Source organism: Bacillus sp. JS (assembly GCF_000259365.1).
Taxonomy (GTDB): domain Bacteria; phylum Bacillota; class Bacilli; order Bacillales; family Bacillaceae; genus Bacillus; species Bacillus stercoris.
Map to the genome: position 1 here is coordinate 2,562,331 of NC_017743.1, position 25,362 is coordinate 2,587,692.

Annotated in this window: 25 protein-coding genes and 7 pseudogenes; 13 read left to right on the forward strand and 19 right to left on the reverse strand. The window is 35.2% G+C overall.

Annotated features, from left to right (window positions below):
- Positions 1-120: 120 nt before the first annotated feature.
- Positions 121-429, forward strand: a pseudogene (locus tag MY9_RS13010) (sigma-70 family RNA polymerase sigma factor); the annotation flags it as partial.
- A 102-nt stretch (positions 430-531) separates the two neighbouring features.
- On the opposite strand, the pseudogene MY9_RS21450 reads toward MY9_RS13010, so the two are convergent.
- Both MY9_RS21450 and MY9_RS21915 read right to left on the reverse strand, forming a co-directional pair.
- Positions 532-636: pseudogene (locus MY9_RS21450) on the reverse strand (recombinase family protein); the annotation flags it as partial.
- Positions 594-772: pseudogene (locus MY9_RS21915) on the reverse strand (hypothetical protein). The pseudogenes MY9_RS21915 and MY9_RS21450, both read right to left, overlap by 43 nt.
- A 185-nt stretch (positions 773-957) precedes the next feature.
- Here MY9_RS21915 and MY9_RS13025 point away from each other — a divergent pair.
- Positions 958-2,391 (forward strand): HEPN domain-containing protein, encoded by a 1,434-nt coding sequence (locus tag MY9_RS13025; RefSeq protein ID WP_014664691.1) that lies wholly within the window; start codon positions 958-960, stop codon positions 2,389-2,391.
- Between the two features lie 98 nt (positions 2,392-2,489).
- Here MY9_RS13025 and MY9_RS13030 read toward each other — a convergent pair whose 3' ends face one another.
- The gene (locus MY9_RS13030; RefSeq protein ID WP_014664692.1) at positions 2,490-4,457 is read right to left on the reverse strand and encodes a hypothetical protein; all 1,968 of its coding nucleotides are present in this window, start codon (positions 4,455-4,457) and stop codon (positions 2,490-2,492) included.
- 315 nt (positions 4,458-4,772) lie between these two features.
- Here MY9_RS13030 and rapE point away from each other — a divergent pair, with 315 nt between their 5' ends.
- From rapE to MY9_RS22130, 3 genes and pseudogenes are all read left to right on the forward strand, one after another.
- A complete protein-coding gene (gene rapE, locus MY9_RS13035) occupies positions 4,773-5,900 on the forward strand; it encodes a response regulator aspartate phosphatase RapE (protein WP_014664693.1) in 1,128 nt (375 codons plus the stop codon).
- Positions 5,890-6,024 carry a phosphatase RapE inhibitor PhrE gene (gene phrE / locus MY9_RS13040; protein ID WP_014114495.1) on the forward strand — a complete coding sequence of 45 codons (135 nt, stop codon included), beginning with the start codon at positions 5,890-5,892 and terminating at the stop codon, positions 6,022-6,024. Before rapE ends, phrE begins: the two co-directional genes overlap by 11 nt.
- Positions 6,025-6,133: 109 nt before the next feature.
- Positions 6,134-6,547 (forward strand): annotated as a pseudogene (locus tag MY9_RS22130) (CDI toxin immunity protein).
- A gap of 240 nt (positions 6,548-6,787) precedes the next feature.
- Here MY9_RS22130 and MY9_RS13050 read toward each other — a convergent pair.
- Entirely contained in the window at positions 6,788-7,804 is a 1,017-nt protein-coding gene (locus tag MY9_RS13050) for an NAD-dependent epimerase/dehydratase family protein (protein ID WP_014664695.1), read from the reverse strand.
- 127 nt (positions 7,805-7,931) lie between these two features.
- Positions 7,932-8,513, reverse strand: a complete 582-nt coding sequence (locus MY9_RS13055; RefSeq protein WP_041521524.1) for a Crp/Fnr family transcriptional regulator — start codon at positions 8,511-8,513, stop codon at positions 7,932-7,934.
- Positions 8,514-8,916: 403 nt separating this feature from the next.
- Between MY9_RS13055 and MY9_RS22135 the strand changes: the two genes are divergently transcribed.
- The gene (locus tag MY9_RS22135; RefSeq protein ID WP_014664697.1) at positions 8,917-10,842 is read left to right on the forward strand and encodes a ribonuclease YeeF family protein; all 1,926 of its coding nucleotides are present in this window, start codon (positions 8,917-8,919) and stop codon (positions 10,840-10,842) included.
- Positions 10,843-10,855: 13 nt separating this feature from the next.
- Positions 10,856-11,143 (forward strand): hypothetical protein, encoded by a 288-nt coding sequence (locus tag MY9_RS13065; protein WP_014664698.1) that lies wholly within the window; start codon positions 10,856-10,858, stop codon positions 11,141-11,143.
- 192 nt (positions 11,144-11,335) lie between these two features.
- On the opposite strand, the gene MY9_RS13070 is transcribed toward MY9_RS13065, so the two are convergent.
- From MY9_RS13070 to MY9_RS13080, 3 genes are all read right to left on the reverse strand, one after another.
- Positions 11,336-11,611, reverse strand: a complete 276-nt coding sequence (locus MY9_RS13070) for a barstar family protein (RefSeq protein WP_014664699.1) — start codon at positions 11,609-11,611, stop codon at positions 11,336-11,338.
- A gap of 73 nt (positions 11,612-11,684) precedes the next feature.
- Positions 11,685-11,927 carry a hypothetical protein gene (locus MY9_RS22140; RefSeq protein WP_237711706.1) on the reverse strand — a complete coding sequence of 81 codons (243 nt, stop codon included), beginning with the start codon at positions 11,925-11,927 and terminating at the stop codon, positions 11,685-11,687.
- 100 nt (positions 11,928-12,027) lie between these two features.
- Positions 12,028-12,429, reverse strand: a complete 402-nt coding sequence (locus MY9_RS13080) for a hypothetical protein (protein WP_041521389.1) — start codon at positions 12,427-12,429, stop codon at positions 12,028-12,030.
- 346 nt (positions 12,430-12,775) lie between these two features.
- On the opposite strand from MY9_RS13080, the gene MY9_RS13085 reads away from it, so the two are divergent.
- Positions 12,776-13,618 (forward strand): sialate O-acetylesterase, encoded by an 843-nt coding sequence (locus MY9_RS13085; RefSeq protein ID WP_014664702.1) that lies wholly within the window; start codon positions 12,776-12,778, stop codon positions 13,616-13,618.
- Entirely contained in the window at positions 13,615-14,142 is a 528-nt protein-coding gene (locus tag MY9_RS13090; RefSeq protein WP_014664703.1) for a PadR family transcriptional regulator, read from the forward strand. Before MY9_RS13085 ends, MY9_RS13090 begins: the two co-directional genes overlap by 4 nt.
- A gap of 206 nt (positions 14,143-14,348) precedes the next feature.
- Here MY9_RS13090 and MY9_RS13095 read toward each other — a convergent pair whose 3' ends face one another.
- Positions 14,349-14,885, reverse strand: a complete 537-nt coding sequence (locus MY9_RS13095) for an ATP-binding protein (protein WP_014664704.1) — start codon at positions 14,883-14,885, stop codon at positions 14,349-14,351.
- A gap of 269 nt (positions 14,886-15,154) precedes the next feature.
- Here MY9_RS13095 and MY9_RS13100 point away from each other — a divergent pair.
- Positions 15,155-15,414: pseudogene (locus MY9_RS13100) on the forward strand (ImmA/IrrE family metallo-endopeptidase); the annotation flags it as partial.
- 600 nt (positions 15,415-16,014) lie between these two features.
- Positions 16,015-16,212, forward strand: a pseudogene (locus tag MY9_RS21930) (DUF255 domain-containing protein); the annotation flags it as partial.
- A 459-nt stretch (positions 16,213-16,671) separates the two neighbouring features.
- On the opposite strand, the gene MY9_RS13105 reads toward MY9_RS21930, so the two are convergent.
- The 10 genes and pseudogenes from MY9_RS13105 to bltR all read right to left on the reverse strand — a co-directional run bounded on the left by MY9_RS13105 (position 16,672) and on the right by bltR (position 23,283).
- Positions 16,672-17,448: a sulfite exporter TauE/SafE family protein gene (locus MY9_RS13105; protein WP_014664706.1), complete on the reverse strand. Its 777-nt coding sequence runs from the start codon at positions 17,446-17,448 to the stop codon at positions 16,672-16,674.
- 59 nt (positions 17,449-17,507) lie between these two features.
- Positions 17,508-17,735 carry a sulfurtransferase TusA family protein gene (locus MY9_RS13110; protein ID WP_014664707.1) on the reverse strand — a complete coding sequence of 76 codons (228 nt, stop codon included), beginning with the start codon at positions 17,733-17,735 and terminating at the stop codon, positions 17,508-17,510.
- 33 nt (positions 17,736-17,768) lie between these two features.
- Positions 17,769-18,927: pseudogene (locus MY9_RS13115) on the reverse strand (MBL fold metallo-hydrolase).
- Positions 18,899-19,468 (reverse strand): sulfurtransferase TusA family protein, encoded by a 570-nt coding sequence (locus MY9_RS13120; RefSeq protein ID WP_014664709.1) that lies wholly within the window; start codon positions 19,466-19,468, stop codon positions 18,899-18,901. The pseudogene MY9_RS13115 and the gene MY9_RS13120 overlap by 29 nt, the downstream one beginning before the upstream one ends.
- Positions 19,469-19,533: 65 nt before the next feature.
- Positions 19,534-19,908: a rhodanese-like domain-containing protein gene (locus tag MY9_RS13125; RefSeq protein ID WP_014664710.1), complete on the reverse strand. Its 375-nt coding sequence runs from the start codon at positions 19,906-19,908 to the stop codon at positions 19,534-19,536.
- Positions 19,909-19,949: 41 nt separating this feature from the next.
- A complete protein-coding gene (locus MY9_RS13130; RefSeq protein ID WP_014664711.1) occupies positions 19,950-20,432 on the reverse strand; it encodes a DsrE/DsrF/DrsH-like family protein in 483 nt (160 codons plus the stop codon).
- Between the two features lie 153 nt (positions 20,433-20,585).
- Positions 20,586-20,846 (reverse strand): metal-sensitive transcriptional regulator, encoded by a 261-nt coding sequence (locus MY9_RS13135; protein WP_003237170.1) that lies wholly within the window; start codon positions 20,844-20,846, stop codon positions 20,586-20,588.
- 21 nt (positions 20,847-20,867) lie between these two features.
- Positions 20,868-21,185: a sulfurtransferase gene (locus MY9_RS21935; RefSeq protein WP_081483632.1), complete on the reverse strand. Its 318-nt coding sequence runs from the start codon at positions 21,183-21,185 to the stop codon at positions 20,868-20,870.
- A gap of 360 nt (positions 21,186-21,545) precedes the next feature.
- Entirely contained in the window at positions 21,546-22,106 is a 561-nt protein-coding gene (locus MY9_RS13140; RefSeq protein ID WP_014664712.1) for a cupin domain-containing protein, read from the reverse strand.
- Positions 22,107-22,461: 355 nt separating this feature from the next.
- Complete coding sequence (bltR, locus tag MY9_RS13150) at positions 22,462-23,283, reverse strand: multidrug efflux transcriptional regulator BltR (protein ID WP_014664713.1); 822 nt, start codon at positions 23,281-23,283, stop codon at positions 22,462-22,464.
- Positions 23,284-23,397: 114 nt separating this feature from the next.
- On the opposite strand from bltR, the gene blt reads away from it, so the two are divergent.
- Positions 23,398-24,600 (forward strand): multidrug efflux MFS transporter Blt, encoded by a 1,203-nt coding sequence (gene blt, locus MY9_RS13155; RefSeq protein ID WP_014664714.1) that lies wholly within the window; start codon positions 23,398-23,400, stop codon positions 24,598-24,600.
- 200 nt (positions 24,601-24,800) lie between these two features.
- Entirely contained in the window at positions 24,801-25,259 is a 459-nt protein-coding gene (gene bltD / locus MY9_RS13160; RefSeq protein ID WP_014664715.1) for a spermine/spermidine acetyltransferase, read from the forward strand.
- Positions 25,260-25,362: the final 103 nt, after the last annotated feature.

Consider the following 25,362-nt stretch of genomic DNA (forward strand, 5'->3'; position numbering starts at 1 on the left):
ATATCATGTAAATAATCTTATTTTTTTCAAGTAATAATTCTAAAGCAAAAAAGCACCATTAATTATACATCAAACTTTTGTGTTATACCGGAAAGTGAGAAAAACGGATAACCTGTGAGTGGCATTGAAATAAGCCTGATTGATGTCTTGAAATCAGAAAACGAAGATGTGATAGACACGATCCAGCTCAATATGGAGCTTGAAAAAGTGAAACAATACATTGACATTTTAGATGACCGTGAAAAGGAAGTGATTGTCGGGCGGTTTGGACTTGATTTGAAGAAGGAAAAAACGCAGCGTGAGATTGCGAAAGAGCTCGGGATCTCGCGGAGTTATGTGTCGCGGATTGAGAAACGGGCGCTGATGAAGATGTTTCATGAGTTTTATAGGGCGGAGAAGGAGAAGCGGAAGAAGGCGAAGGGGAAATAATGCAGAAGAGGCCGGATCTCATGTTCCGGCTTTCTCTATTTTACTAAAGTTTCTATTAAAAGAAATAGAAAAAGAGTTATGAACATCATTTTTGTTATCACTGATAAGCTCTCCTGAAAATCCTTCATCGGCATACTTCAACACATCCTTAGTCCCTGCTTTCTTTATGCAGGCTTCGATCTGGCTGTCGATGCTCGATCCCTTGATCGCTTGTTCCTCGGTCGATACCCTTACATATATTGCTATCACCCTGGATCTCCTTCCTATAAAGTTTTATTAAATAATGATAGCAATCGTTAATGCATTTGTCAGCTTGCGGTCCCTCGATGATTATTACCTTCATAAAATGCATCCCCCCTTGGGTATGCTATGTAAAAGGTGTTTGTCCAAATGCTGGATTTAAAACACATTAGTTAATATTCTTGGAATGAGTTTAGATATTCTAAATTTTATTGTTATTAGCTTGTAATTAATGGGCTGATTTGAAATAATTTCATAGTAATTTTAACTTTATTAGGAGGGGAAAAAATGAAAGCCAAATTCACCACAACCGGGTCTTGGAGTATAGGAAATTCTAGGTCAGACTATCGAGGAGATCTTTACTTAAATCAAAGCGAAGGAGGAATTGTATTAAATATTCACATCCCCAATAAAAAAAATGCTCCTATGAGCTATTTTAAATTCCCTCTTGATATTCCCTTTATTTCTGGAACAACAAACGATGGTGCTAAAATAACTTTAATAGATTGTTCACGAATTTCAACAAAAAGCATAATTGGATCGGAAGAAATTTATGTATATCAAGCTAAGTTTATGCTACAGGGAGTAAATTTCAAAAAAGAAGACGAAATACTATTTTCTAAAGTAAAGATTAATATCCCAGGAATCATTCAATGGGGTAACGTATCTAATTACGTTAGTTCTTCTATGGAAAGTACAAACGTTTTAATTGGCTTAGAGCAAGTTAACGCCATTAAAATTTATAGTTGTGACGAATATACTTTATCATATGATTTGTCTTTCAGTTTTCCAAGCACTAGTTTAATGAGAGAAGAGATTATACTAAATCAAACCCCATACCTTGTTATTGAATCTAAATTATCGATTAAACCATTAAAATGGTTTGTGAACATAGCTCTAAAAATGAAAAGAATTATTGAAATAGCTATGGGGAGACCATTAGGTTTTAAAACAATGTTTGCTGAATCTCCAGAGTTTTTTTGGGAATTTGGCGAGGGACAAAAACACTTAAGACCTATCGAAGTAACTCACGCTTTAACATTAGATAAAAGCAAGAGACAATATATAGATACTACTGTTACGGAAACTGACTTTCTATTTAACCTAGAAGAGCTTTCTAGAGAAGCAAATTTTTCTTGTTGGCAAGAAATAGCATTAGTGATGGAACCTATAATTGAATTATACATAGACGACTTATACAATAAAGAATTGTCAATCAGCCGCCATTTCTTAAACATGATTCAAGCTTTAGAAACATATCATTCTCGAAGGATTTGTAGTGGAAGTTTGGGAGAATATAAAAAAAGAGTTGAAAGAATTACATCAGATAGAAAGGATGATAAAGCTGAGGCTATAGATTTTCTATTGGGGTTCAGTAAAAACTGGAACAATAAAAAGCAAGTCCCTTTAAGATATAGAATAGCAGACTTAATATTAGCAGATTTTAAATTCTTTTTCTATACAGGTGAAATACACAGACTTGATTTCCCAAAAATAATTACATACACAAGAAATTATTACACCCATTATAGCCTCAGTTTAGAGAATAAGGCTCTTAAAGATGAAGATTTGGTAAATGCGTATTATTTTCTCAAAAATATTCTAGAATTTTATTTACTGAAAGAACTCGGTTTTAATGAAGATTTTATACACAATCGTATTAGAAAAAGAATAGAACCAATTAGAATTGGTATTGAGACAAAAGCAACAAATAAAAATTAGATGTACTTTATATAAATAGAGCAAAAACCATACCTACATAATTTGGTATGGTTTCCCAATGATGATATAGTATCAGTTAATGTATATGCGTTAAAAACTTATGTTTCTAAATAGAATTTCCGAATCAAAGATTTGTCAGTTTTGTTTAATTTAACACCCATGTGTACAGTTTTATTGACTTTAACATTCCTAGTAACATTAAATAATCCTAAAGATAAACTTCTCTCTTTGTACAATTCCTCATATATTTTTATTTGTGGTGGCGAATTTAGAAATTCAATCATTTTCTGGGCTGTTAATTCTCCTTTATACACATCAAACTTTTCACTTTCTATGTTCATTGACGCTCCCTTCCCAAAGTAATCGAGTCTAGGCGGCGTTCTATCTACAAACATTGTAAATGAAGATTCATCTACAATATGCACACCATTAACATACATAGGTCGTCCTATCATGGATGTTGTTAATAAAATTTTATGTATTTTTTTAGGTGTGAAGCTATCTTTTAAATTTAACTGTTCTTTAACTAAATGCAAGTTGACTTCATAAAAGTAAGCTATTCGATTTATCTGAAAAGTTTCATTGTATAATTTGTTTAAATGGTTCGCATGTTGTCTTGTTGTAAAGGGTTGTACATGCGCCTTGCACTCTACGAAAAATAACTCATTATCTAAAACAAATGCTATATCGCATTCATATTCTGTATTATCATCTCTTTTATAAAGCCTCGAACATTTTATATTGCTTAATTCCAGACCTTTTATAGTCCTTTCTTCGAAATTGGGACCTTTAAAGTCCATATTTAAATTTTCATTTAGAAAATTTGAAGCTAATGCTCTGGCAACATCGGCTTGAGATGTTAATGATGGTATAACTATAAGTTGATCGTTAACTTCAATAAATGGACAATCAATTAAATCTAAAGATTTTTTGTTAAATGTAAAATAGTTTATAATTTTTATTGAATTTTCTCGAGAAAACCCATTTTTCTCAAAAAATCTTTTCCAATTTTCTTTTGATTTACTAAGACAAACTTTATCTAAGTTTAATGTTGATAAGTGCTTTCTTCGTTTCAAATATTTTTTACTTTCATCTATTATTAATTGATATGCATAGATCCAATATTTAAGTTCTATTCCATCAATTTTCACATCTAGACGAGGCGAGCCAAAATATAAAACTGAAAACAAATGATTGAGATAGTTAGTAACCTCTGATAATTGTCTATCGAAATCATCTTTTTTTCCTAGGTACGTATTTTGTATTTCATTTATTTGATTCAATTGCCAACTCTCACGCAAATTAATAAATCGTTCATTAGAAATTAAATTATTTAATTCGAAGTCCTTATCAGATATTTCAAATAATGGTTTTCCATCTGCTTCTTTAGTTATTGTGACATCAGAGTACTTCCAATACTCCAAAATATCATTTAACTGCTCCCACATTTGACTAAAGATTATATGTTTTTGAGAAGCTTTAATTATTTTCGGTGAAATGTTTCTTTTGTATCCTTCAAACTCATAATTCTGAAACATGAAGTATTTTAAAATTAGTCCTGTCGAACCAATAGTAGCCTCATATAGAGCTGTTTTCAATTCAAAGTCGTTAATATTAGAAAAATCTATAAACCTGTTTTTGGTATTCTCTTTTGAATCAACTAAAATTTCATTAAGATATAGTTCTAAGGAGATTAAATATGAAACAACTTTATACTTTTCATCTATATTTTCAAATGTGTTAAAAAATTTAGTTCTTTCTTCTGCAACTTGATTAAAGAGGTTCTCAAATATAAAAATATTCTTTTTGATGTTATTGATTTTATACTGCTGGTCAGCATTGCAGTAAGAAGCAATGTGTTCGATTGTATCTTCAAACAATTCCCTGTGACTCTTACTGTTAAATAAGTTTACAGATAAACCTGACGACTTTAGTACTGTTAATGCTCCATCTATCCCCTTCATTTTCAAAGTATTATCAATAAACTCAATGAATTTCTTTTTCCCTTTTTTCACCTCATTTTCAGCTTTATAAAAATTAAACCTATCTAAATTTTTGAAGAACATACTATAACTCCCCGTTCTACTTAGAATTTCAAAATATAACAAACTTCACGGTTATTTTTAATAACACAATAATTATATAACAAAATTCTTATGAAATTTCAGTTAGATATTAAACCAGAACGCAAACAGAATTCACGCTTTTTTTAAAGCTCTTTTTCTGATCTAAATTCATTCCCTGTGTTAAAAGATCCTAATTCGAAAAAGTTATTGAGGTCTCACCGAAAATTTAAATTGCGGTGTCCTATTGCCTTTTTCTGCGAACGAAAACTTGTTAATATTTACATTACTAGTAGAGTTAAGGGAAGGGTGAATATCTTGATATCAATCACATCAGCTGAAGTGGGAATGAAGATTAATGAATGGCATAGGCATATTCAAAAATTCAACGTAACTGATGCTGAAATGTTAAAAGCTGAAATCGAACGTGATATAGAGGTTATGGAAGAAGATCAAGACTTGCTTATTTATTATCAACTAATGGCCTTTCGACATAAAATCATGCTGGAGTATACGCTGCCATCTGATGAGAATCGAATGGAACTTTCAGAATATTTAAAGAAAATCGAAGGACATAAGAAGAAGCTAGACAATATGCGAGCGTATTATTATAACTTCTTCCGCGGGATGTATGAGTTTAGAAACGGTAAATACACAAAGGCCATTACATATTACAAAAAAGCTGAACGCAAAATTCCAACGATCTCCGACAAGATTGAAAAAGCTGAGTTTTATTTTAAGTTATCCGAAGTCTATTATCATATGAAAATGACTCACATCTCAATGCACTACGCTGAACTTTCATACAATATCTATAAAAAACATGAGCTTTATTCTGTTCGGCGTATTCAGTGCCATTTTGTCATTGCCGGTAACTACGATGATCTTGAAAACCATGAAAAAGCTCTCCCCCACCTACAAGAAGCTTTAAAAGGTGCCGAGCTGCTTAAAAGTAAAAATACTCACATCTATGCCACTGCATTTTTCAATCTCGGCAACTGCTATCACAAAATGGACAACTTAAATAAGGCTGCACGTTACATCGAACAAGCTTTGATTCAATACAGAAAAATAAACTCTGACGTACTTCCGCAAACTTATCATGACCTAGCGTTGATTTATTTTAAACAAGGCAAAAAAGAACAAGCAATGGATTGCTTCCGCAAAGGAATCAGAAGTGCTGTAGATTTTAAAGACGAACTTTTTATGAACTTATTTGAAGCATTAGACGTTCTTTATATAAGAAATGGCGATACACCTAAACTCCTCAACATTTTTTCTCGTTTAGAGAACGGCAAAGGATACCCTTATCTGGAAGAGCTGGCATTGTTAGGAGGCAACCTTTTCGATTATAATGGAAAAATAGAGGATAGTATCATCTGTTTCAAGAAGATGGTATATGCTCAAAAGCAAATATCGAAAGGGGAATGCATGTATGAAATCTAAATTGTTTATCAGTTTATCCGCCGTTTTAATTGGACTTGCCTTTTTCGGATCTATGTCTAATGGCGAAATGAAGGAAGCATCCCGGAATGTAACTCTCGCACCTACTCATGAATTCCTTGTTTAATTCGATAAACAACATTAGTTCTGATTCCCTTTAGCCGTTGCATAACGGCTTTTTCTTATTTCTAATACTGAAAAAATTCATCATACATAAAGCTTTTGAGGTGAAAATTTTGGACTTATTTGATGAATGCTTAGAAGCTCTAGGGAAAAACAAAGAAATCTTATCAGAAGAATTAACGGCAAATTATTATGAACTGCTTTCAAACAGTTTTCCCTTTACATCTTGGGGACGAATCAAGTGAGAAGAAGTTTGTTGTCATCAATCTATAGATTACGAGGAAGAGATTTACGATTGGCTAGCTAAACACCATTTTAAAGATAGGAACATTATTATTCTTTGGGGTTACGGAGAACAGCCAGCATTAAAAACCAGTCTTGAGCATGCATTAAACGTAATTGATGATGTAACTGCCGTTGGATCAGATACTTTTATGTTTAGTGAATCTGGCTACGTTATCGAATTTTTTCATGATGGCGATGTTACAATTGGAAAGTCCCCTTTCTTGGAAACGATTAGTAAATAGGTAAAATGATAGGATTCAGCAAAAACACCATTCTTTTCTTTTTGTATATTTCTACAAAAAGAAAAGAATGGTGTTTTTTTCGTTATATAGATACAAATTCGTCTTAACTTAATGACCATGTGGTGGAACCCTTTATTAGTTTATGGGCCTGTTACTAATGTGAGTTAGAAGTATGCCCAGAATTGGCGGTAAGTCTACTTGACCTTTGGTTTTATTGTCCAGTTAAGTGTAGCCGATTCATTATAAGGATTTTTTTCTTAGGCTAGTAAAAAACCGTTTAAAATACTCTTCTAATGCAACTTCACCCAACTTAGACTTAAAATTCAAATCCTGTCTTGATGTAGTAAGGTCATAGTGTCTATTTATTCCACCATAATATAATTCCACCTGACTTCTAAGTAATGATGGCTGAGTATTCTTTTCCTTTGCTTCAAATTCAAGTTTATCAGCTAAATGTAACAACTGTTCTTTAGTATATTTTTGTGGTATCTCAAGATTAGGGTTAAATTTTTTTGCAATTTTAATGATATCAGCTGAAGTTACAGGCTCTTCATTAGCCAAGATATATCTTGTACCCCTTACACCTTTTTCCGCTGCAGCAATCATACCTTTCACAACATCAGTTACATCTATTGGCGTCATTTCACTTATATAGTTAACTTTCATCTTTCCTAAAAGAATACTCTCGAAGGCCAGTATGGTTGGAGTTTTCTTTAAAAACTCTCCACCAACCATTGCACCAGGAAGAACGCTAACCATATCCAAATCATATTTTTCTGCCAGCTCCCAAGCTGTTCTTTCAGCTCGTGCTTTTGAATCAAAGTATGCATTTCCATGACTGTTTTCAAGCCATGTAGTTTCATCAATTTTACCCTTTAAGTTTGTCTTGTCCAATGACAATGCTGCTACGGAGCTTACATATACTATTTTTCTTACATTTGCTTCTTTAGCAGCCTCCATTATATTTTGAGTTGCCTCAACATTAGGAATAATTATCTCTTTTTCAGAATCTTGTGCCCAATGTTTAAATACAGCAGCTACTTGATATAAGGTATTCACTCCATCAAGTGCTTTATGAAGTGAGTCTTTATCCCTCAAATCGGCGTAGACGATCTCACAATCAAGGCCTATAAATGGTTCTTTGTCATTTAAATCTCGTACACCTGCTCTAACAGTTTCTCCTCTTTTTAATAATTCCCTTACCAAGTTGTTACCCAAATGACCATTTGCACCTGTTACCAAGGAAAGATTCTTCATAAATAAAACCTCCTAAATCAGTGATTACACTAGTCATCATAATGCGATAATAGCCTGTTGTAATTGACATATGTAAATTGCAATAAAAAAACACCAAATACTTTTATTTGATGTTTTCTAAAAACGTTTATTCTATTTTCATACTTCTCTTAATTCTACTAAGTGAGCTTGCTCTAATTCCGATATAAGAAGCAATATATGATTGATTTATTCTACTTTCTAAAGAAGAATATTCTCTTTTAAACTCCATGTACCTTTCCAGTGCATCTTTCATAAGTAACGCCTGTTCTCGATTTAGCGTATCAACAAGAATCTTCTGAATATAATTAGTGAATATAACCTTCATTTGATTAGTTTTCTTCATACCTTGGTATATGGAATTATACGGAATAACTACGCAAATGCTGTCTTGCAGGCTTTCTACACTAAATCTAGCTTCTTCAACTCTTAATAAACCCTCTGCACAGGCAAATTCCGTTTCAGCTGCAAAACATTTTGTCACATCATTCCCTGCAGCATCTATATAATATCCTCTCATAATTCCTTTATGAATATAATACAGTGAAGAAACTCTTTGCCCCTGACTTAAAACAATTGTACCCTTTGGTACCATCTTTATATCAGCTGTTGAATTGAATAAGTATTTTAAATCTTCTTCCAACTCCAACTTCAAACCAGCTTCAATATAATCACTCGGCTTATTAAGCATAATTATCACCTCTCTAAACATATAAGGCATATCCTTTATCCACAATTTCACTATTATAGCATTTAACCATGTCAAGCAATATAATAGATTCAATTAAAATTCAATACAATCAACGATTAGCACTTATTGGGGTAGCAACACACATCCATCAACTTAAGAAATTACTCTTACCCAAAACGAAAAAATGAATTTAATTTTCATAAATCACTATCAAGAGATAAAAATTTCGTTTTGGGGGTACTTCAAAATGATTAGCTTGATGGGCATGTGGTCAAACCCCAAAAACCAGATCAAAAGACACAGATCGAATGATTCATTTCCACCCTTTGATCCACATAACACTTAGTTTCATCATTCTTCCATGGTAATATTTTGTTATATGATTAAATGAAAGGGTATGATTATGAAAGTCTTTGAAGCTAAAACACTTATGTCTGAAGCTACAGACCGCGCCAAAGAATATAAAGAACTAAGGACGCAAATGGTCAACTTGAGAAAAGCTTTACAAAGCGTTGCTGAACTTGACGACAGCGAATTCTCAGGTAAAGGCGCTAATAACATTAAAGCATTCTATCACGATCATGTTGGTGTAACTGATCAATGGATCGACTACATTGACATGAAGATCGCGTTTTTTAATAGCATTGCCGGGGCTGTCGAGGACAAAGGTCTCTCTGATGCTTATATTGAAGAATCTTTTTTAGAACATGAACTGGCTAACGCCCATAAAAAATCAAAGTCCATCATGTCTGAACAGAAAAAAGCCATGAAAGATATTCTAAACGATATCGACGACATCCTCCCGCTCGACTTGTTTTCAACAGAAACCTTCAAGGATGAGCTTGCAGATGCCAATGATAAACGCAAAAAAACAATTGAAAAACTAGGTGACCTTGACGAAGATTTACTGACAGAATATGCTATGTCAGAACCAAATGAACAATTCATCAAGTCAGACTTCCAAAAGCTCCAAGAAGCAACGGGCAAAGGCAAAAACGCTACACCCATTCACTACAACGCCAAGGCGTACCGTGAGAGTGATATACATAAGAAAAAAGGCGATATTGAGAAGCGTACAGAGGCTTATTTGACCATTAAAAAGAAAGAAGAAAAAGAACGGGAAATCAAAGAATTACAGAAGAAGCTCAATACGTTGGTTGATGATCCTGACGAGTATCTAAAAGTTGCTAAAGAGATTGGATACGACAACCTCACCACTGAACAACAGGAGTATGTTAAATCCCTCGAGTTTTGGGATAATCCTCTTCGAGCGACCAAGGATATTTTGAAAGAACAGATTGACGGTGTATATGAAGGTTTATTAGCCGGTATAGATGATACAGAGAAGACGGTTAAAGAATATTTAGCCCCTATAGATGTAGCGGGTAAAAAATATCTAGGTCCAGTATATGAATACTATAAAGGCAAACAAATGGCATATTATGATTTTTCGAAGGAAACTGGTGAAGGACTTTTAGGAATTGCAAAATTCGGGATCGATCTCGGTTTAGATCCAAGAGGAACGATAAAGTCCGTTTTTGAATTCGACTATAAAAAAGCCTGGGATTCTACTTGGGATGAGGTAAAAGAAAGCTGGGACAAAAACTTTGTACACGGAGATATGTATTCACAATCGCACTACACCACATATTTCACTTTAAATGTAGCCAGCTTATTCATATCAGGCGGCAGTGGTGCTGTTACAAAGAGTGGATCCGTCGTTTCAAAAGTCGGGAAAGTCGCAGAGAAGGGAATCAGCAGGTCGGGTAAAAAAGGGATAAACAGTGCCGGGAATGTTGGTAAATCTGCATCAAAAAAAGTAGTAAAAGACACCAAAGACTTTGGGAAACTTTTTAAAAAAGGTTTAGAGTCAATACCAAATCCTTTTGCTAAAGAACTTCTGTTAGCTAGTGATGTTCCTATAAATGTGCTAAACTTACAAAAATCTGGACAAGATACAATTCAACAAATTAAAAAGTCTTTTGATGTTGATCATGGTTCTAAGGGGAATGCTAATAGTAGTAAGATAACCAGTGAAGCTAAATCAGTATCGAATATGAAAGAATTTTTTAATGATGGATTTGGAAAAACTATTAAAAACAATGTTACAAAAACAAAAAATCAATTCCAAGGCCAGTCAATCTATGAAGTTAATAAAAAATTGGATAATCCGTTTCTGAAAAAAGGCGATAGATTTTATTTAGATAATTTGCACAAGGATCATTTAGAAGTTTTCGATAAAAGAGGAAATTTAAGAGTAGTGTTGAATTTGGATGGAACATTGAACGAAGTTAAGACTAAGAATGCCATTGGAAGAAAATTAAAATAGGTGGTTATGATAGATGAAAAATATTGATAAAATCTTTAGTGCTTTAAAAGAATTAAATGAAAAATATAATAGTACATTAATTTCAACAGAAGAACTTTTAGAAGAAGAGGAAAATATTAAAGAACTTCCGCAAATAGATGAAAGAATGAATAAAATTTTAGCTAACTTAAGTCAAATTGAAGATAAAGAAAAACTAACTTCTGAATTACTACAGTTACATTTAGTAATAGGTGATATAGAATGGCAGTTTGACCAAATACATGAGATGGTTAGACAGGTAATCGAAAATATTGAGGATTAATATTATAAAAAAGGCCCTCTTTTCAAGAGGGCCTTTTTTATTTCAAGAACTCTTCAAGTTTCGCTTTAGTTTTTGACTCTTAAAGTCTGAATAAATATTATTAATAAAAATAAAATACCTCAGCAGCATTCTTAAACCCAAGTAAAGCCGTTAAGGTACTCATTTCAAATTCACAAAACTAAAAAAGAAAGTCTATTCTACTATTATTTTAAACTCATCCTCTAATTCCTCTTGAGCCTCTTGTAAAACTTCTAGTACATCATCAGCATATGAACCTAAAAACTTTCTACTCAACTCAAAATTTCTCCAGACTAAAGTTAACGGCAACTCTATCCACCCAGTAAGGCAATCCCATAAGGCGTCTAAATTTTTCCCATAGTAGTCTGGGAAGTCTAATTTATCTTTTAATGCATCATGTAATTCTTCTTTATTTTCAAAGTCTTTCCCCTCTACAATTATTTTTCCCATTGAAAACTATGTCCTCCATTATTTTAACTTAACAAACGTTTTATCGTTTTATAATGATCTGTTGTTTTATATATTAATCCATCATTCGAATAGAGTAATCTGTCATTCCCTCTGTAACCTGTTTTTCTCTGTTTTTGTATATATCTCCCCCGATAATTTTACCCGGAGCTACTTTTGATAAATCACCTTTTTTGCTTTCCGATCCTAATTTTTTTGCTTCTCCTTTAGTTATGTAATTATCAGGAAACCGGCCATTTTTCGCCACAAAATCGGAAACTTCAGTAAACCTATTAAGTACCTGAAACCTTTGCGTCAACTCAATGTCCTGAATAGATAAACCGTCAGCGACCTTCTTGTTGGGGCATGGGGAGTCTTTGGTCTTTTCATGTAGTGTATATTCCTATTTCACTTCACTATTATTGGACAGTACCATAATCAAAATCAATATCTTTCTTGTCTAAATCCCCCTTAACATTTTTAGCATAGGTCATGGTTAAATGTACGCTTTTATCTATCCACCAAGTTCCATCATCAGTATTCGTATCCCAAGTAACATCTATATCTCTGCCGAAATTCTCAAAAAACACCAAATCCCCAACAGCTACTGTTTTTCCGTGGATCTTGTAATATATTAGAACAATTTTCTTATCAAATATACCTGTCCCGTGCTTTACGATTGTTAAACTATAAGGCTTATTAGGACATTTCTCTTCAAGTATAACTTCAGGATTTAAAAATATAACATAACAAATGAATAGAATTGGTACAATCGCTAACCTTTTTAATAATTTTTTATTGATATTTAACCCCTTCAACATAGCCCTCCCTTTTTAACAATCCATTTCATTTGGGATACACCTCCATCATTGAACGTATTTCCTATGAAAAATGCAAAATAGAGAGTGATACATATTATACATGACTAATATGTATCACTTCTTTAGTTCTTGTTCAAGAATCGCGCCCGATTGGGGGAGATCGTTATTGAACTAAGGCCTCCCGATAGTTGGATAAGAAAAATACATCCACCAAATGTTCAATGTTAGTTTGTTTTTCATACATACTAATAATAAAAGTAAAACATTATTAAAACTTTACAAGATAAACTGAATTGACTATAGTCTAATTAGACTAAAATATTGATGTAAAGAAGTGAAAAATAAGATGATAAAGTCTTTTTTAATGTTGGGGCAGTCGAATATGGCGGGCCGTGGATTTTTGAATGAAGTAGACCCTATCTATAATGAAAAAATAAAAATGCTGCGCAATGGACAGTGGCAGATGATGACAGAACCGATTAATTACGACCGTCCGGTTTCCGGCGTTGGCCTGGCGGCATCTTTTGCAGATGCATGGTCGAAAGCTCATCCCGATGAAGAAATTGGCTTGATTCCTTGTGCGGAAGGTGGCAGTTCATTGAATGACTGGCATCCGGAAGGCATCCTTTTTCAGCATGCTTTGTCCGAAGCCCGCTTCGCCCTCCGTTCCAGTCAAATTTGCGGAATCCTTTGGCATCAAGGTGAGAGTGACAGTTATCGTTCACTACATGAAACTTATTACGAGAAATTAAGTCTTATCATCGAGACGCTAAGAAACGAGTTGAAACTTGATGAGGTACCGTTGATAATTGGAGGGCTTGGTGACTTTCTTGGGAAGACCGGTTTTGGACAGCACGCGACTGAGTTTCGACAGGTTAATGAACAATTGCTGCGTTTTGCTAATGAACAACAAAATTGTTATTTTGTTACTGCAGCAGGTTTGACTGCGAATCCTGATGGCATTCATTTAGACGCAGCTTCACAACGCAAATTCGGTTACCGCTATTTCGAGGCTTTTTCAAAAAAGCACCATATCCTGAAACCCATTTCGGGAGAGGAGCAATCACTGAAAGTGAATGGTGACTATTCTAAAACAGAACAGATTTACCTTCATAGTATGGATTTGGCTTCGGGTAAAATCACGTACGCGGAATTTGAGGCGCGGCTGGCGAAGGTGATGAAACCATGATTCCCTTACTTATCCTTGGCTTGTTAATCCAAAACCCCGGAGCTCACGGCTATGAACTTCTGGCCTTAATGGAAAAGCGTCATTACAAATACATTGTTAACTTCACGAAAGGTTCATTTTATTACAATCTGCAGCAACTTGAAGAAAAGTGCTTTATTGAACAGATTCAGCAGAAACCCTCAACCACCGGGCGTGAAATCCGTAACTACAAAGTTACAGATTCGGGAAGGGCAGAATTCGAAAAATTAATGATCAAATACGGCACCAAATCGGAATATGTGAACCTGCAATTTTATGGGGCTTTACTCTTTGCCGATGAATTCGACAAAAATAAATTACTGGATCTGATCCAATCACAAATCGATCAGACTAAAACTCGAATCGAGCTCCTTGATGAATACCTGTCCATCACTCAAGAAATTCCCGGCACAATCGATTACTTTCGCCGTATGAACGAAAATTCCCGTTCACATCACTTGGTTAATTTAGAATGGTTCGAAAAATTGAAAGCAGAAATAGAGTGAACTATTTAATAAAAAATGTAATGTTAAATATATAAGGATATTGGTTACCTAAATATAAAACCTGTGTCATAGATATCTACCAACAACTTTGATACAGGTTTTATACTTCTTCTTTAATTAAACCAGCAATAGAGTCAACACTTGCCCCCCAAGAAGAACAAGTGAATCTGCTGCGTGTTCTTCTTTTTCAATCGCTATTCCTTAGTTTAATTAGAACTCAGATAATCCAAGACACGGTCAACTCTTTCATTGACTGAGCAGTCGCCTTCAATCTTTAACACTGGACAAGATAAATCTGCCATCCAATGTTCATGCAAAGCTCTACTTCTAACTTCCATTCCAGCATTATCATATAAAGAAGCCCACTCTAAAAATGTTTTTGATTGTTCATATTTACTGCCACCGGCTAACACTTCGTTTCCATAACGCTGAAATTCCCTGTGCCTTAGTCTCTCAAGCCGTATATCTTGTGGAATCCATAAGAAGACGACAAGGTCAAAATAACTTTTTAGATTATCGCCCCAGCCACACACTGCACCAGAAAGAATCCATTTTTCATTGATTGTTAAGTCTTTTTCAAGCAACCTTTTTCTTTCAGGAATTTCTCTTTTTTTAGTGAATTTATCTAACCAATAGTAATTATCAGTATCAAGATGCGTATGAGGCAAACGCTTTGATAATGCAGCACCCAATGTAGAAGTTCCGACACCAGAGGCTCCCAATATGTGAATATTTTTTTTCATACATCCCCCTCCTTATTAAGCAACCAAACTCCCTGTTTGTTGCATAAGGTACTTACTATTATTTTGACATAAATCCCTAAAGACCTTTACTTTTCGAGGGAAATCCAGATGCGTGTTAAAATCATCATACTTACGAAAACAGCCATTATTAAACAGATTCATATTCCATCTCCTTAGACGCATTTTCCTATGAAAAAAAGTCTTGATTTTCCTATAATATTTAAATGAATCCAATTTTTAGATTGTCGTCTTTAAGGAGGTTTTTCATCTTGAGGTATACAAACAGTCATTTAGAGAATTGGATCGAAAGCTTATATGGAAGATTGATATGACAGAGTCTGAACAAATTAATTTTGAACGGATTGCCGAAGCTTTAGACATCAGGCTTTCATTTAAACCTGTTACAAGCTTCGCACTTAAACACAGCGGAACTTATAACATATGCTTGGACAGCCGAAATGTATCGCGGATTGAAAAGCGGGCGCTGATGAAGATGTTTCATGAGTTTTATCGGGCAGAGAAGGAAAAAGCGGAAGAAGGCGAAGGGAACATCATTTTTGTCATCACTGATATGCTCTCCGAGAAAGACAGTCTGGATCATAGCAGATGATTTGGCTTATGGGGCCTTACTGACACCCTCCCTTAAGCAGTTCAAAGCCGGACGTTCTAACAGCTCTCCAGAAAAGCATTCATTGTCAAACTTCAGAGCATCCTCGTTCCTGCTTTCTTCATGCAGGCTCCGGTCTGGCTGTCGATGCTCGCCCTCTTGATCGCTTGTGCTTACACGACACCCTTACAACATTTCCATTTTCAATAATAGCCATCGTTAATAACATTGTTCAGCTTGCGGACCCTCTTATGATTATCACCTCATAGAATGTGCATCCCCCCTTGGCAATGCTATGTAACAGCTGTTTGTCCTAATGAGATGATCTTCACTAGGTAGGATAAATAAAAAAACACCAAATGGGTTGTTGGTAAGTTATATTGACTCCATCTGAAGTACCCTTTAAGTAGTTGCTTTAATCACAAATAGATTAGAAGTCCACAGAACAATGCTATAAAGATATAGCTTGCGGTATACCAAATAAAGAAAATCATACTCGATAATAAATCATAAAGAAAGAAGGTGATCCCATGCCCGCACAATAGACCCAATGCTGAGAAGTCTCCTTACTTACTTCAACATGCTCACAACCGTGTAAACTGGTTCCCTTGGGGAGAAGAAGCATTTGAAAAAGCGAAACGAGAAAACAAACCTTTCTCGTATCTATTGAGTATAACTAGCAGGGCAGCTACACAAACTTGCCATTGGTGCCATGTCATGATATTCAAATATAATAACTCTAAAGCAAACAAAGATACCCATATAGTTTGGCATCTTCTTTTTAGTTCGAATCCCTCAACAAAAGTGGTATATTATCAGTTACAAAAGCACGCCGTTTCAAGCATTTGAAATCATGCCATACAGCCTATTATACAAAATAGACATAATTTATATTAACTCAATAATACCCATTAAACCAATCGGGATTAAAACGTTTTAAAAAAATGATCAAAGGTGAAGTTATGGTTTTTTTATTTTCTTAACGTTGTCCTAATTCCACTGGACGCCACTAAGTCAAATGCATTTCAAGGTACTATAGTCAAGACTTGTCCAAGTCACCATTATCAAAATGAATTTCATCAAATACTTGAAACATTTATTGAACATGACCAAGTGTCATAACATTAATAAGAAACCAACGAGTGATGAATCTTTTAATCTTTCATTTTACCCGCTGACTCATATCAGCTCTAACCAAATTTTAATAGCTGTCGCACTTATTAATAGCGCTAAAATCCATTGCAGGAATTTTGTATTTACTTTTTGCCCAACTGATGCGCCAATAGGAGAAGCAATTAAACTGGCAATCATAAGAACCAGAGCTGGTACAAAAAGAACCTGGCCCGTGATTACTTTTCCAACTGTTGCGCCAATAGATGAAAGAAATGTAATCGCAAGAGATGAAGCGACTGTGATTCTAACAGGAATATTTAAAATTGATAACATAAAGGGGACCAGGATAAAGGCGCCGCCAGCTCCTAAAACACCCGATACACCACCAATGATAAACGCTAGGGACGAAGCCAACCATTTATTAAATATCACTTCTTTGTCTTCGCTTTGTTCTTGTCCTTTTTTAGGTATAAACATTAAAATAACTGCTAAAATAGCCAGAATACCGTATATAAAGTTAATTCCTTTTTCAGATATATAATGAGAAAAGTAACTCCCTAATACACTCCCTAAAAGGATGCTGCTTCCCATGTAAATAATTAATGCTTTATTTAGAAGACCACTCTTACGATAAGCCCAAACACCACCGAGTGTCGCAAAGAAAACTTGAATAGCCCCTATACCTGACACTTCATGGGCAGTTAATGACATCACTCCCACTAAAGAAGGAATGTACAATAGCATTGGATAATTAATAACTGCTCCGCCAATACCAATCATTCCGGAAATAAAGGCACCAATAAACCCTATAGTGAAAAGAGTTGTGATAAAGGCAATATCCACTTTGGTTTCCTCCTTTCAAAGGAAAAGGGTATCTTTTTATTCGATACCCTTTCCATTCATTAGCCTTTTTTAATCCAGAATTTCAATACATCGCCTTCATCAGTTTGCTCTAAAAGGTCATGCCCGCCTGATTTAGACCAAGCTGCAAGATCACTTTTAGCTCCCTTATCTGTTACATGCACTTCTAATATTTGACCTGATTCCAGTTCATTCATCGCTTTTTTTGTCCTGACGATTGGCATTGGGCATGCCAGGCCTTTTGCGTCTAATACTTTATCTGATTTCATGTTCATCTCTCCTCTTTTTAACAGAAACTTGTGTTACCGTATTGCACAGCGGTTTGGACCAATCTCCATTTCACGCTGTTTTTCTTCATCTGGGCTGATTTTCCCCATGTTTGTTTCTCGAATCTCTTGGTATGCATTTGGCTGCGGAGGCAAATGATCTGTTACTAGGTGTCTAAATTCTGTTTCATCCGCAATGTTCAAACCATGGTTCTCGCTAAATAACGTGCTTAGTTTTTTACCAACACTTCCATCCTCATTTAGCTCGTCAATGATCATAAAGTGTGCAGGTAATACAATTAAATCCTTTGATAACGACTTGTAACGGCTATAAAGCGTTGTTCTTAAATCTCCTACCCAATCTTCTGCCATACCGGCTAAGTCTGGTCTGCCAATTGAATCAATAAACAAAATATCACCTGAAAGAAGATACAGATCATCGACAATGAAAGAAGTGGACCCAATCGTGTGCCCCGGAGAATAAATCGCTTGAATTTTAATCTTTGTATTTCCAATGATCATGTCATTTCCTTCTTCCAACGGCTGATAATCGAATGCCACTTCTTCAGCATCTTTAGGCGGTAACCAGTAGGTTGCTTTTGTTTTTTCAGCAATGACTCTGCCGCCTGAAATATGGTCCGCGTGAAGATGTGTATCAAATACGTGAGTAATCTCCGCACCCTTCTCTTTCGCAAAGTCTATAAAAATATCCGCCATACGTGTCGCATCAATAATCGCTGCTTTACCATTGGAAATGACCATGTATGACAGGCAGCCTTTACCGATTCGAACAAACTGATACATCTCACCGCCATCTTTCAAATCCCCGACTTTTACCGGCTCTAAATGTTCGCTCCATGCTTTCATTCCACCCTTAAGATAGGATACAGAATGACCTGCTTCAGAAAGCATTTCGGATACCATGACGGATGAACCTTCTTTTGCACAAACGACCAGCACTTCTTTATCAGAAGGAATTTTCTCCAAGATACCTTCTACGCCATCTAAAAGATCGAAATACGGTACATTTAAATAGTCAAAACAATGTCCTTCGATCTTCCAATCGTTAAAGTCATTTTCATTACGCACATCCAGAATAAATAAAGATTCTTTGTTAAAGATTTTTTGTGTGACTTCTTTTGCGGTAAGTGCTTGAACGGTCATGTTTACATACCTCCTTTTTCTGTTTTACCAGTCCAATCCCGCATACCGGGGACAACATTAATAACCTTTTTAAAACCTTGTTTTTTCATGGTGTGAGCTGCCATTTCACTTCTTCTTCCTGAATGGCAAATAATATAAATTTCATCATTTTTGTTTAATTCGTTAGAGCGCTTTTCCACTTCACCTAGAGGGATATGCACAACTCCAGGAATATGAGCATTTTCATACTCCTCTATCTCTCGTACATCTAAAATGTTAAGAGACTCGTCACTATCCACTTTCTGTTTGAAAGCTTCTAATGAAATCTCAGGAATTGAAGCTGCATTTTCTGCTGAAAGCTCTCCTCCTTTTCGAAGAAAATGACGAAGTATTTCCCCCTCTGCTTCAGTACCTAGATATTCATGACCTGTACTATTTGCCCACGCTTCCAGATCTGCTGTAGAACCTTTATCTGTCGCTTGAATTTCCAATACTTCACCAGCTTTTAAATCCTTCATACTCTTCTTCGTTTTTACGATAGGCATTGGACACGCCAAACCTTTAGCGTCTAGTACAATATTTGCTTTCATCATTTTTTCCTCCTTTTCTCATATAGGGGTGGGGGTATATAAATATGCAAAAAGGTTCTCCCTAGAAGTTAATACCATGTATTCATACCCCCTTTTATATTTGTGATGTTTTTAAATCCTTGTTTCTTCAATATGTTACTTGCCTTTAAACTTCTCATTCCGCTTTGACAGATAACAAAAACTTCTTTGTCTTTCGAAAGCTGATTAGTTAGATGAGGCAAGTTAGTCAAGGGAATATTTTTGAACCCTTTAATATGCCTTGTACGAAACTCATAAGGTGTTCGCACATCTATAAACTGTATGTCTTTATTTTTCAGCTCTGACTTTAAATCAGCAGTTGTTATTTGTTTAACACCTTGCAATGAAAAAAAACGTCGAAATACGAACACGAACCATAGTAAAAATAAAATGAGTAAGATATTGAACATTACGCCACTATCCATAGTGTTATAACCTCCCTTCATTTATTTAGCAATGAGTAACATTAGATAAATAAGTTGACACTGCCTTCCTCAGCATCTGCCAAATAAGCTGCTACACCAGCATAGTCGATATCATCTAATAGTTCTTTTTCCTGTAAACCAAGAAGATCCATTGTCATCGTACAGGCTACGAGCTTTACCCCCTGTTCTTGAGTCATCTCAATTAACTGAGGCAATGTTAATGCATTATGCTTTTTCATCACATTTTTAATCATTTTAGGGCCCATACCTGCAAAATTCATTTTAGATAAGCTCATCTTATCAGCACCACGAGGCATCATCTTTCCAAACATTTTTTCAAGAAACCCTTTTTTCACTGGAACAGGTTCTTCTTTACGCAAAGCGTTTAATCCCCAAAAAGTATGGAAGATCGTCACTTCATGATCGTAGGCAGCTGCACCATTTGCAATAATATAGGCTGCCATTGCTTTATCATAATCCCCGCTAAATAAAACAATTGTTGTGCGTTTTGTTTGTTCTGTCATGTTTATTCCCCCAACTAATTACCCCCATGGGTATATTAAAATCGAAAAATTTTTTCGAGAGATCTGCTATTATTCAACTCTTTAAAATACCGGTAGGGGTATAATATAACGTATATAAAAATTCGTCAACCTTAAATAGAGGTTGATGAATTTTTATCGGCTCTTTACCAACAAGTCGACTGCTTCTTTTACTAAGTTTTGTGTGTCTTCGCCTTTTTCTAAACTTTCACGAACACAATGTTCAAGGTTTGTGCTCACAATTAAACCCATCGCTCGATCGATAGCATTACGGGAAGCTGCTAATTGGGTCACAACCTCTCTACAATCTTTTCCTTGTTCCATCATAGTCAATACACCTTTAATTTGTCCTTCTATCCGTCGTAAGCGGTTTTTAATCTTTTGATCATACTCCATATATCAATGAAATCCTTTCTTTCATTTATTTTCACATTTACATGCTGCCAGCTCATAACTGTTTACATGGATACCTTTGCGCTTTAGAAAACGCACTCCTAAATTTAATTCCACCCGATCACGAGCTATTATGTGTATTTTATCACGTGGGATCTCTAAATAAAAACGTTTTAGATACGCATATGGGATGTTTAAAATAATATCATCCGAAAAATTGGGTACATCGTTATAATGTCGAATATCTAATATTGTCATGTCCGTAGCCTTTAATTTATCTTTATGGATACAAGAGATTCCGGTTATAGGATAATAACGTCTATACGTTGCAATGATAATCACAAAAATAAGCAGGAATGCAATAACTAAATAATTGATACGAGTTACACCACCTTATTAACTCTTTGTTATTCACAAAACAATAATATACCCCCATAGGTATATAGTCAAGTGTGAAAGTTACTTTCTTTGAGTTGATAGATTCATTTCGATAATGCCAATTCTGCTAAAAGTGACTCGAATAAAGAAATAAGCCGATTTTATTAAATCGACTTTATTTTATCAATTACTTTTAAAATTAGCACAAGACTGCTTGGATATTACATTGGGTTTCATTTACATAAAAACAATTCTTAGGTACTGGTTCCCTATGTTTCATGCTGGATGTGACTCCAATTACATAGAATTCTGTGAATATCTATGCTAACCTTCCGCAGCCACTGCATCTGCTTTAGTTTCATGAACTGTACCAAATGGATGGTTAGGAGGAGCATAAATGGAGTAAAGTTTTAATGGCGTATTCCCTGTATTCATCACGTTGTGCCAAGTGCCGGCAGGTACAACAATGGCAGAATCATCATAAACATTTCTTTGAAAGTTCAAATGATCTTTGCTCTTTCCCATTTTGACGATCCCACGCCCCTGCTCAATCCGTAAGAACTGATCGACGTTAGGATGGATTTCCAAACCAATATCTTCTCCAATACCAAGACTCATCAAAGTAACTTGAAAATGCTTTCCTGTCCATAAAGCCGTACGGAACGTATTGTTTTGTTTTGTGGCTCTATTGATATTTACAACAAATGGTTTTGGTCCATAATCCTTCAAGAGAAGGTTTCTATCTTCATATGAAGAGCGCAAATCGGCACATCTGTGTACGCGCTCCATCTCATTTGGAATAATCCAATAAACAGATCTTCCATCGTTATACATCGGTACAGTCACATAATAATAACATTGAGGCGGAAAAGGGTTAAAGTACATTTTTGATCCCCACAATTATAAATTTTTGTGATAGTATCCTATGCATTTATTAAGGAAGTGTGCTAAATCAAGAAAACTCATCTTAAACACAAAAATAGAATGTTCGATCGCCGTTTGATTCACGGATGAATAATTTATCACCGACTTTTTCATCATTTTATGGATGTTGAATTTCACTAGCCTAGAATTTTTAAAACTTTACAAATAATTATGCCAGCGAATAAAGACAGACATTGCTATTTATTCAATGGTGCAGCTTTTGAAGTAGGGCTGTGGGCTCGCTTTTATGTAACCAGTTTATATTCTTCTTGGGCACACAAAAATAACAATTTTTCCATATCAACATCTCGTAATCTTACACCTCCTTAACTTGAAGGAGGATTTTGGCGTATGTATTTTCATACCCGTCAACTACCATCTCATCCAGCATATATTCCTCATATGCATTTTCCCCTATTTGCATTCCATTCTTTTCAATGAACTCAATGATTCTGCGATACGCCTCTTCAGTGTTTCCACCTATTTCATATCCAACTGCATAAAGGCCTTTTGGCCGCACATGATAATTTATGTTCTCTATCCCATCTTTTACTTTTATATAAAAGTAACTGTAATTGTAGAAGTCTTTTTGTAATATTTGTTCCCGTGCAAAGATCCCGCCTATCGGATATCCTTCATCTAATTCATATTGTTGAACTTCATGAATGAGTTCTGAAATGGCAGCCACATATTTTCGTTCTCGTAAGTTTAATGTGTTTCGGCTTAACATGAATGTTTCTTCATGTAAATATTCAAAAGAAATTGAGGAAAAATCAGTCTCAAGTGCTTGTTCAGTAAGCGCCACTTTTGTATGTAAGATCGTTTGCAACTGTTTAAGCTCATTTATTTTTTTATCAATCTCAACAGATTTTTCTTTTAGAACATGCAGGATCTTGTCTGGTGTTTTCCCTTTTATTAGACACTTTATTTCTTTTAACGGAACGCCAAGCTCTTTAAATAGTCTGATGACTTGAAAAATCTCAAATTGATGATAGGAATAATATCTATACCCATTTTCTTTTTTTATTTCCGGTGAGAATAGACCAATCTCATCATAATGAAATAAGGTTTGTTTTTTTACACGGCAGAGCTTTGAAAACTCCCCTGTTGTGAAATACTTCCTAACATCTTCGCCCATAAAAACCTCCTTGACTATACGGTAACCATATACCTTATGATTTGATTGTACTTGAAAAAAGCTTCAAGTGAAAAGGATAGGTAAAAGGGTTCAATTGAGTAAAGGGGAATTTAAATGAAAAAATCAATAAGTGAGCAAAAAACGATTTTCATTATACTATTGAGCAACATCTTCGTAGCATTTCTTGGTATCGGTTTAATTATTCCGGTTATGCCTTCTTTTATGAAAATCATGCATTTATCCGGCAGCACTATGGGTTATCTTGTTGCGGCTTTTGCCATTTCTCAGTTAGTTGCGTCACCTTTTGCAGGTAGGTGGGTTGACCGTTTCGGCAGAAAAAAAATGATTATTCTCGGGTTGCTTATATTCAGTTTATCAGAGCTGATTTTCGGATTAGGGACCCATGTTTCAATCTTTTATGTTTCAAGGATATTGGGTGGCATAAGTGCGGCTTTTATCATGACCGCGGTAACAGCATATGTAGCTGATATGACAACCCTAAAGGAAAGGTCAAAAGCTATGGGGTATGTTTCTGCTGCAATTAGCACAGGCTTTATTATTGGACCTGGTGCGGGAGGATTTATTGCCGGCTTTGGCATCCGCATGCCGTTTTTCTTCGCCTCCGCCATCGCGTTAATAGCAGCTGTCACTTCCGTTTTTATACTAAAAGAGTCATTGTCGATAGAAGAACGCCATCAACTCTCATCTCATACAAAGGAATCAAATTTCATTAAAGACTTGAAGAGGTCCATTCATCCTGTCTATTTCATTGCATTTATTATCGTCTTTGTAATGGCTTTTGGTTTATCAGCTTATGAAACGGTATTCAGCTTGTTTTCTGATCATAAATTTGGCTTCACACCAAAAGATATTGCAACCATTATTACGATTAGTTCCATTGTGGCGGTAGTTATTCAAGTTTTACTTTTCGGGAAATTGGTCAACAAACTTGGAGAGAAAAGAATCATTCAGCTATGCTTAATAACCGGAGCGATCTTGGCTTTCGTGTCTACTGTTATGTCAGGATTTTTAACTGTTTTGCTTGTAACTTGTTTTATTTTTCTGGCGTTCGATTTGCTACGTCCGGCCTTAACTGCTCATTTATCCAATATGGCCGGTAACCAGCAGGGTTTCGTAGCAGGCATGAACTCCACATACACCAGCCTGGGAAATATATTTGGCCCCGCTCTAGGCGGTATCCTATTTGATCTTAACATTCATTTCCCTTTCCTATTTGCAGGTTTCGTTATGGTGATCGGCCTTGGTCTTACAATGGTTTGGAAAGAAAATAAGAATGATGCTGCAGCTTTGAATTAATTCATTCTCTATAAAGTCAAGTCATTTGGCTGCAGGGAATGCCCCTGGTTAGGCACAATAAGATAAGGTACTTAATTTGATAGGCTACATGTTGCTTGACGTGAATATAGTTATGCAGAGTTTTAGCAATATCAATTCCATCTGCCATCACCTTAAGCCGCAGCCTAACCGGGGGATAAGAAAAATAAGGAGAATGTAGTATGAGTATAAAAATAAAAGCAGTAACTGATGATAATCGTGCTGCCATTCTTGATCTGCATGTCAGCCAGAATCAACTATCATATATTGAATCAACAAAAGTATGTTTAGAGGATGCAAAAGAATGCCCCTATTATAAACCTGTCGGGCTTTACTCTGAAGGAGATCTAGTCGGTTTTGCAATGTATGGATTGTTTCCCGAGTATGATGAAGATAATAAAAATGGACGAGTTTGGCTTGACCGATTTTTTATCGACGAACACTATCAAGGAAAAGGATTAGGGAAGAAAATGCTTAAAGCTCTCATTCAGCACCTTGCTGAGCTATATAAATGTAAGAGAATTTATTTAAGTATATTTGAAAATAATATTCATGCTCTTCGCCTTTATCAAAGGTTTGGTTTTCACTTTAATGGTGAACTCGATTTTAATGGCGAAAAGGTAATGGTAAAAGAGCTATAGATACCCAAGCCTCCTTCGTTTGCTGAGAAACGTTTCTTCATTACAGGAAGCTGACTCATCATTGGCTATATGCATTATCTCTAGGATAAGGCCATGTTATACC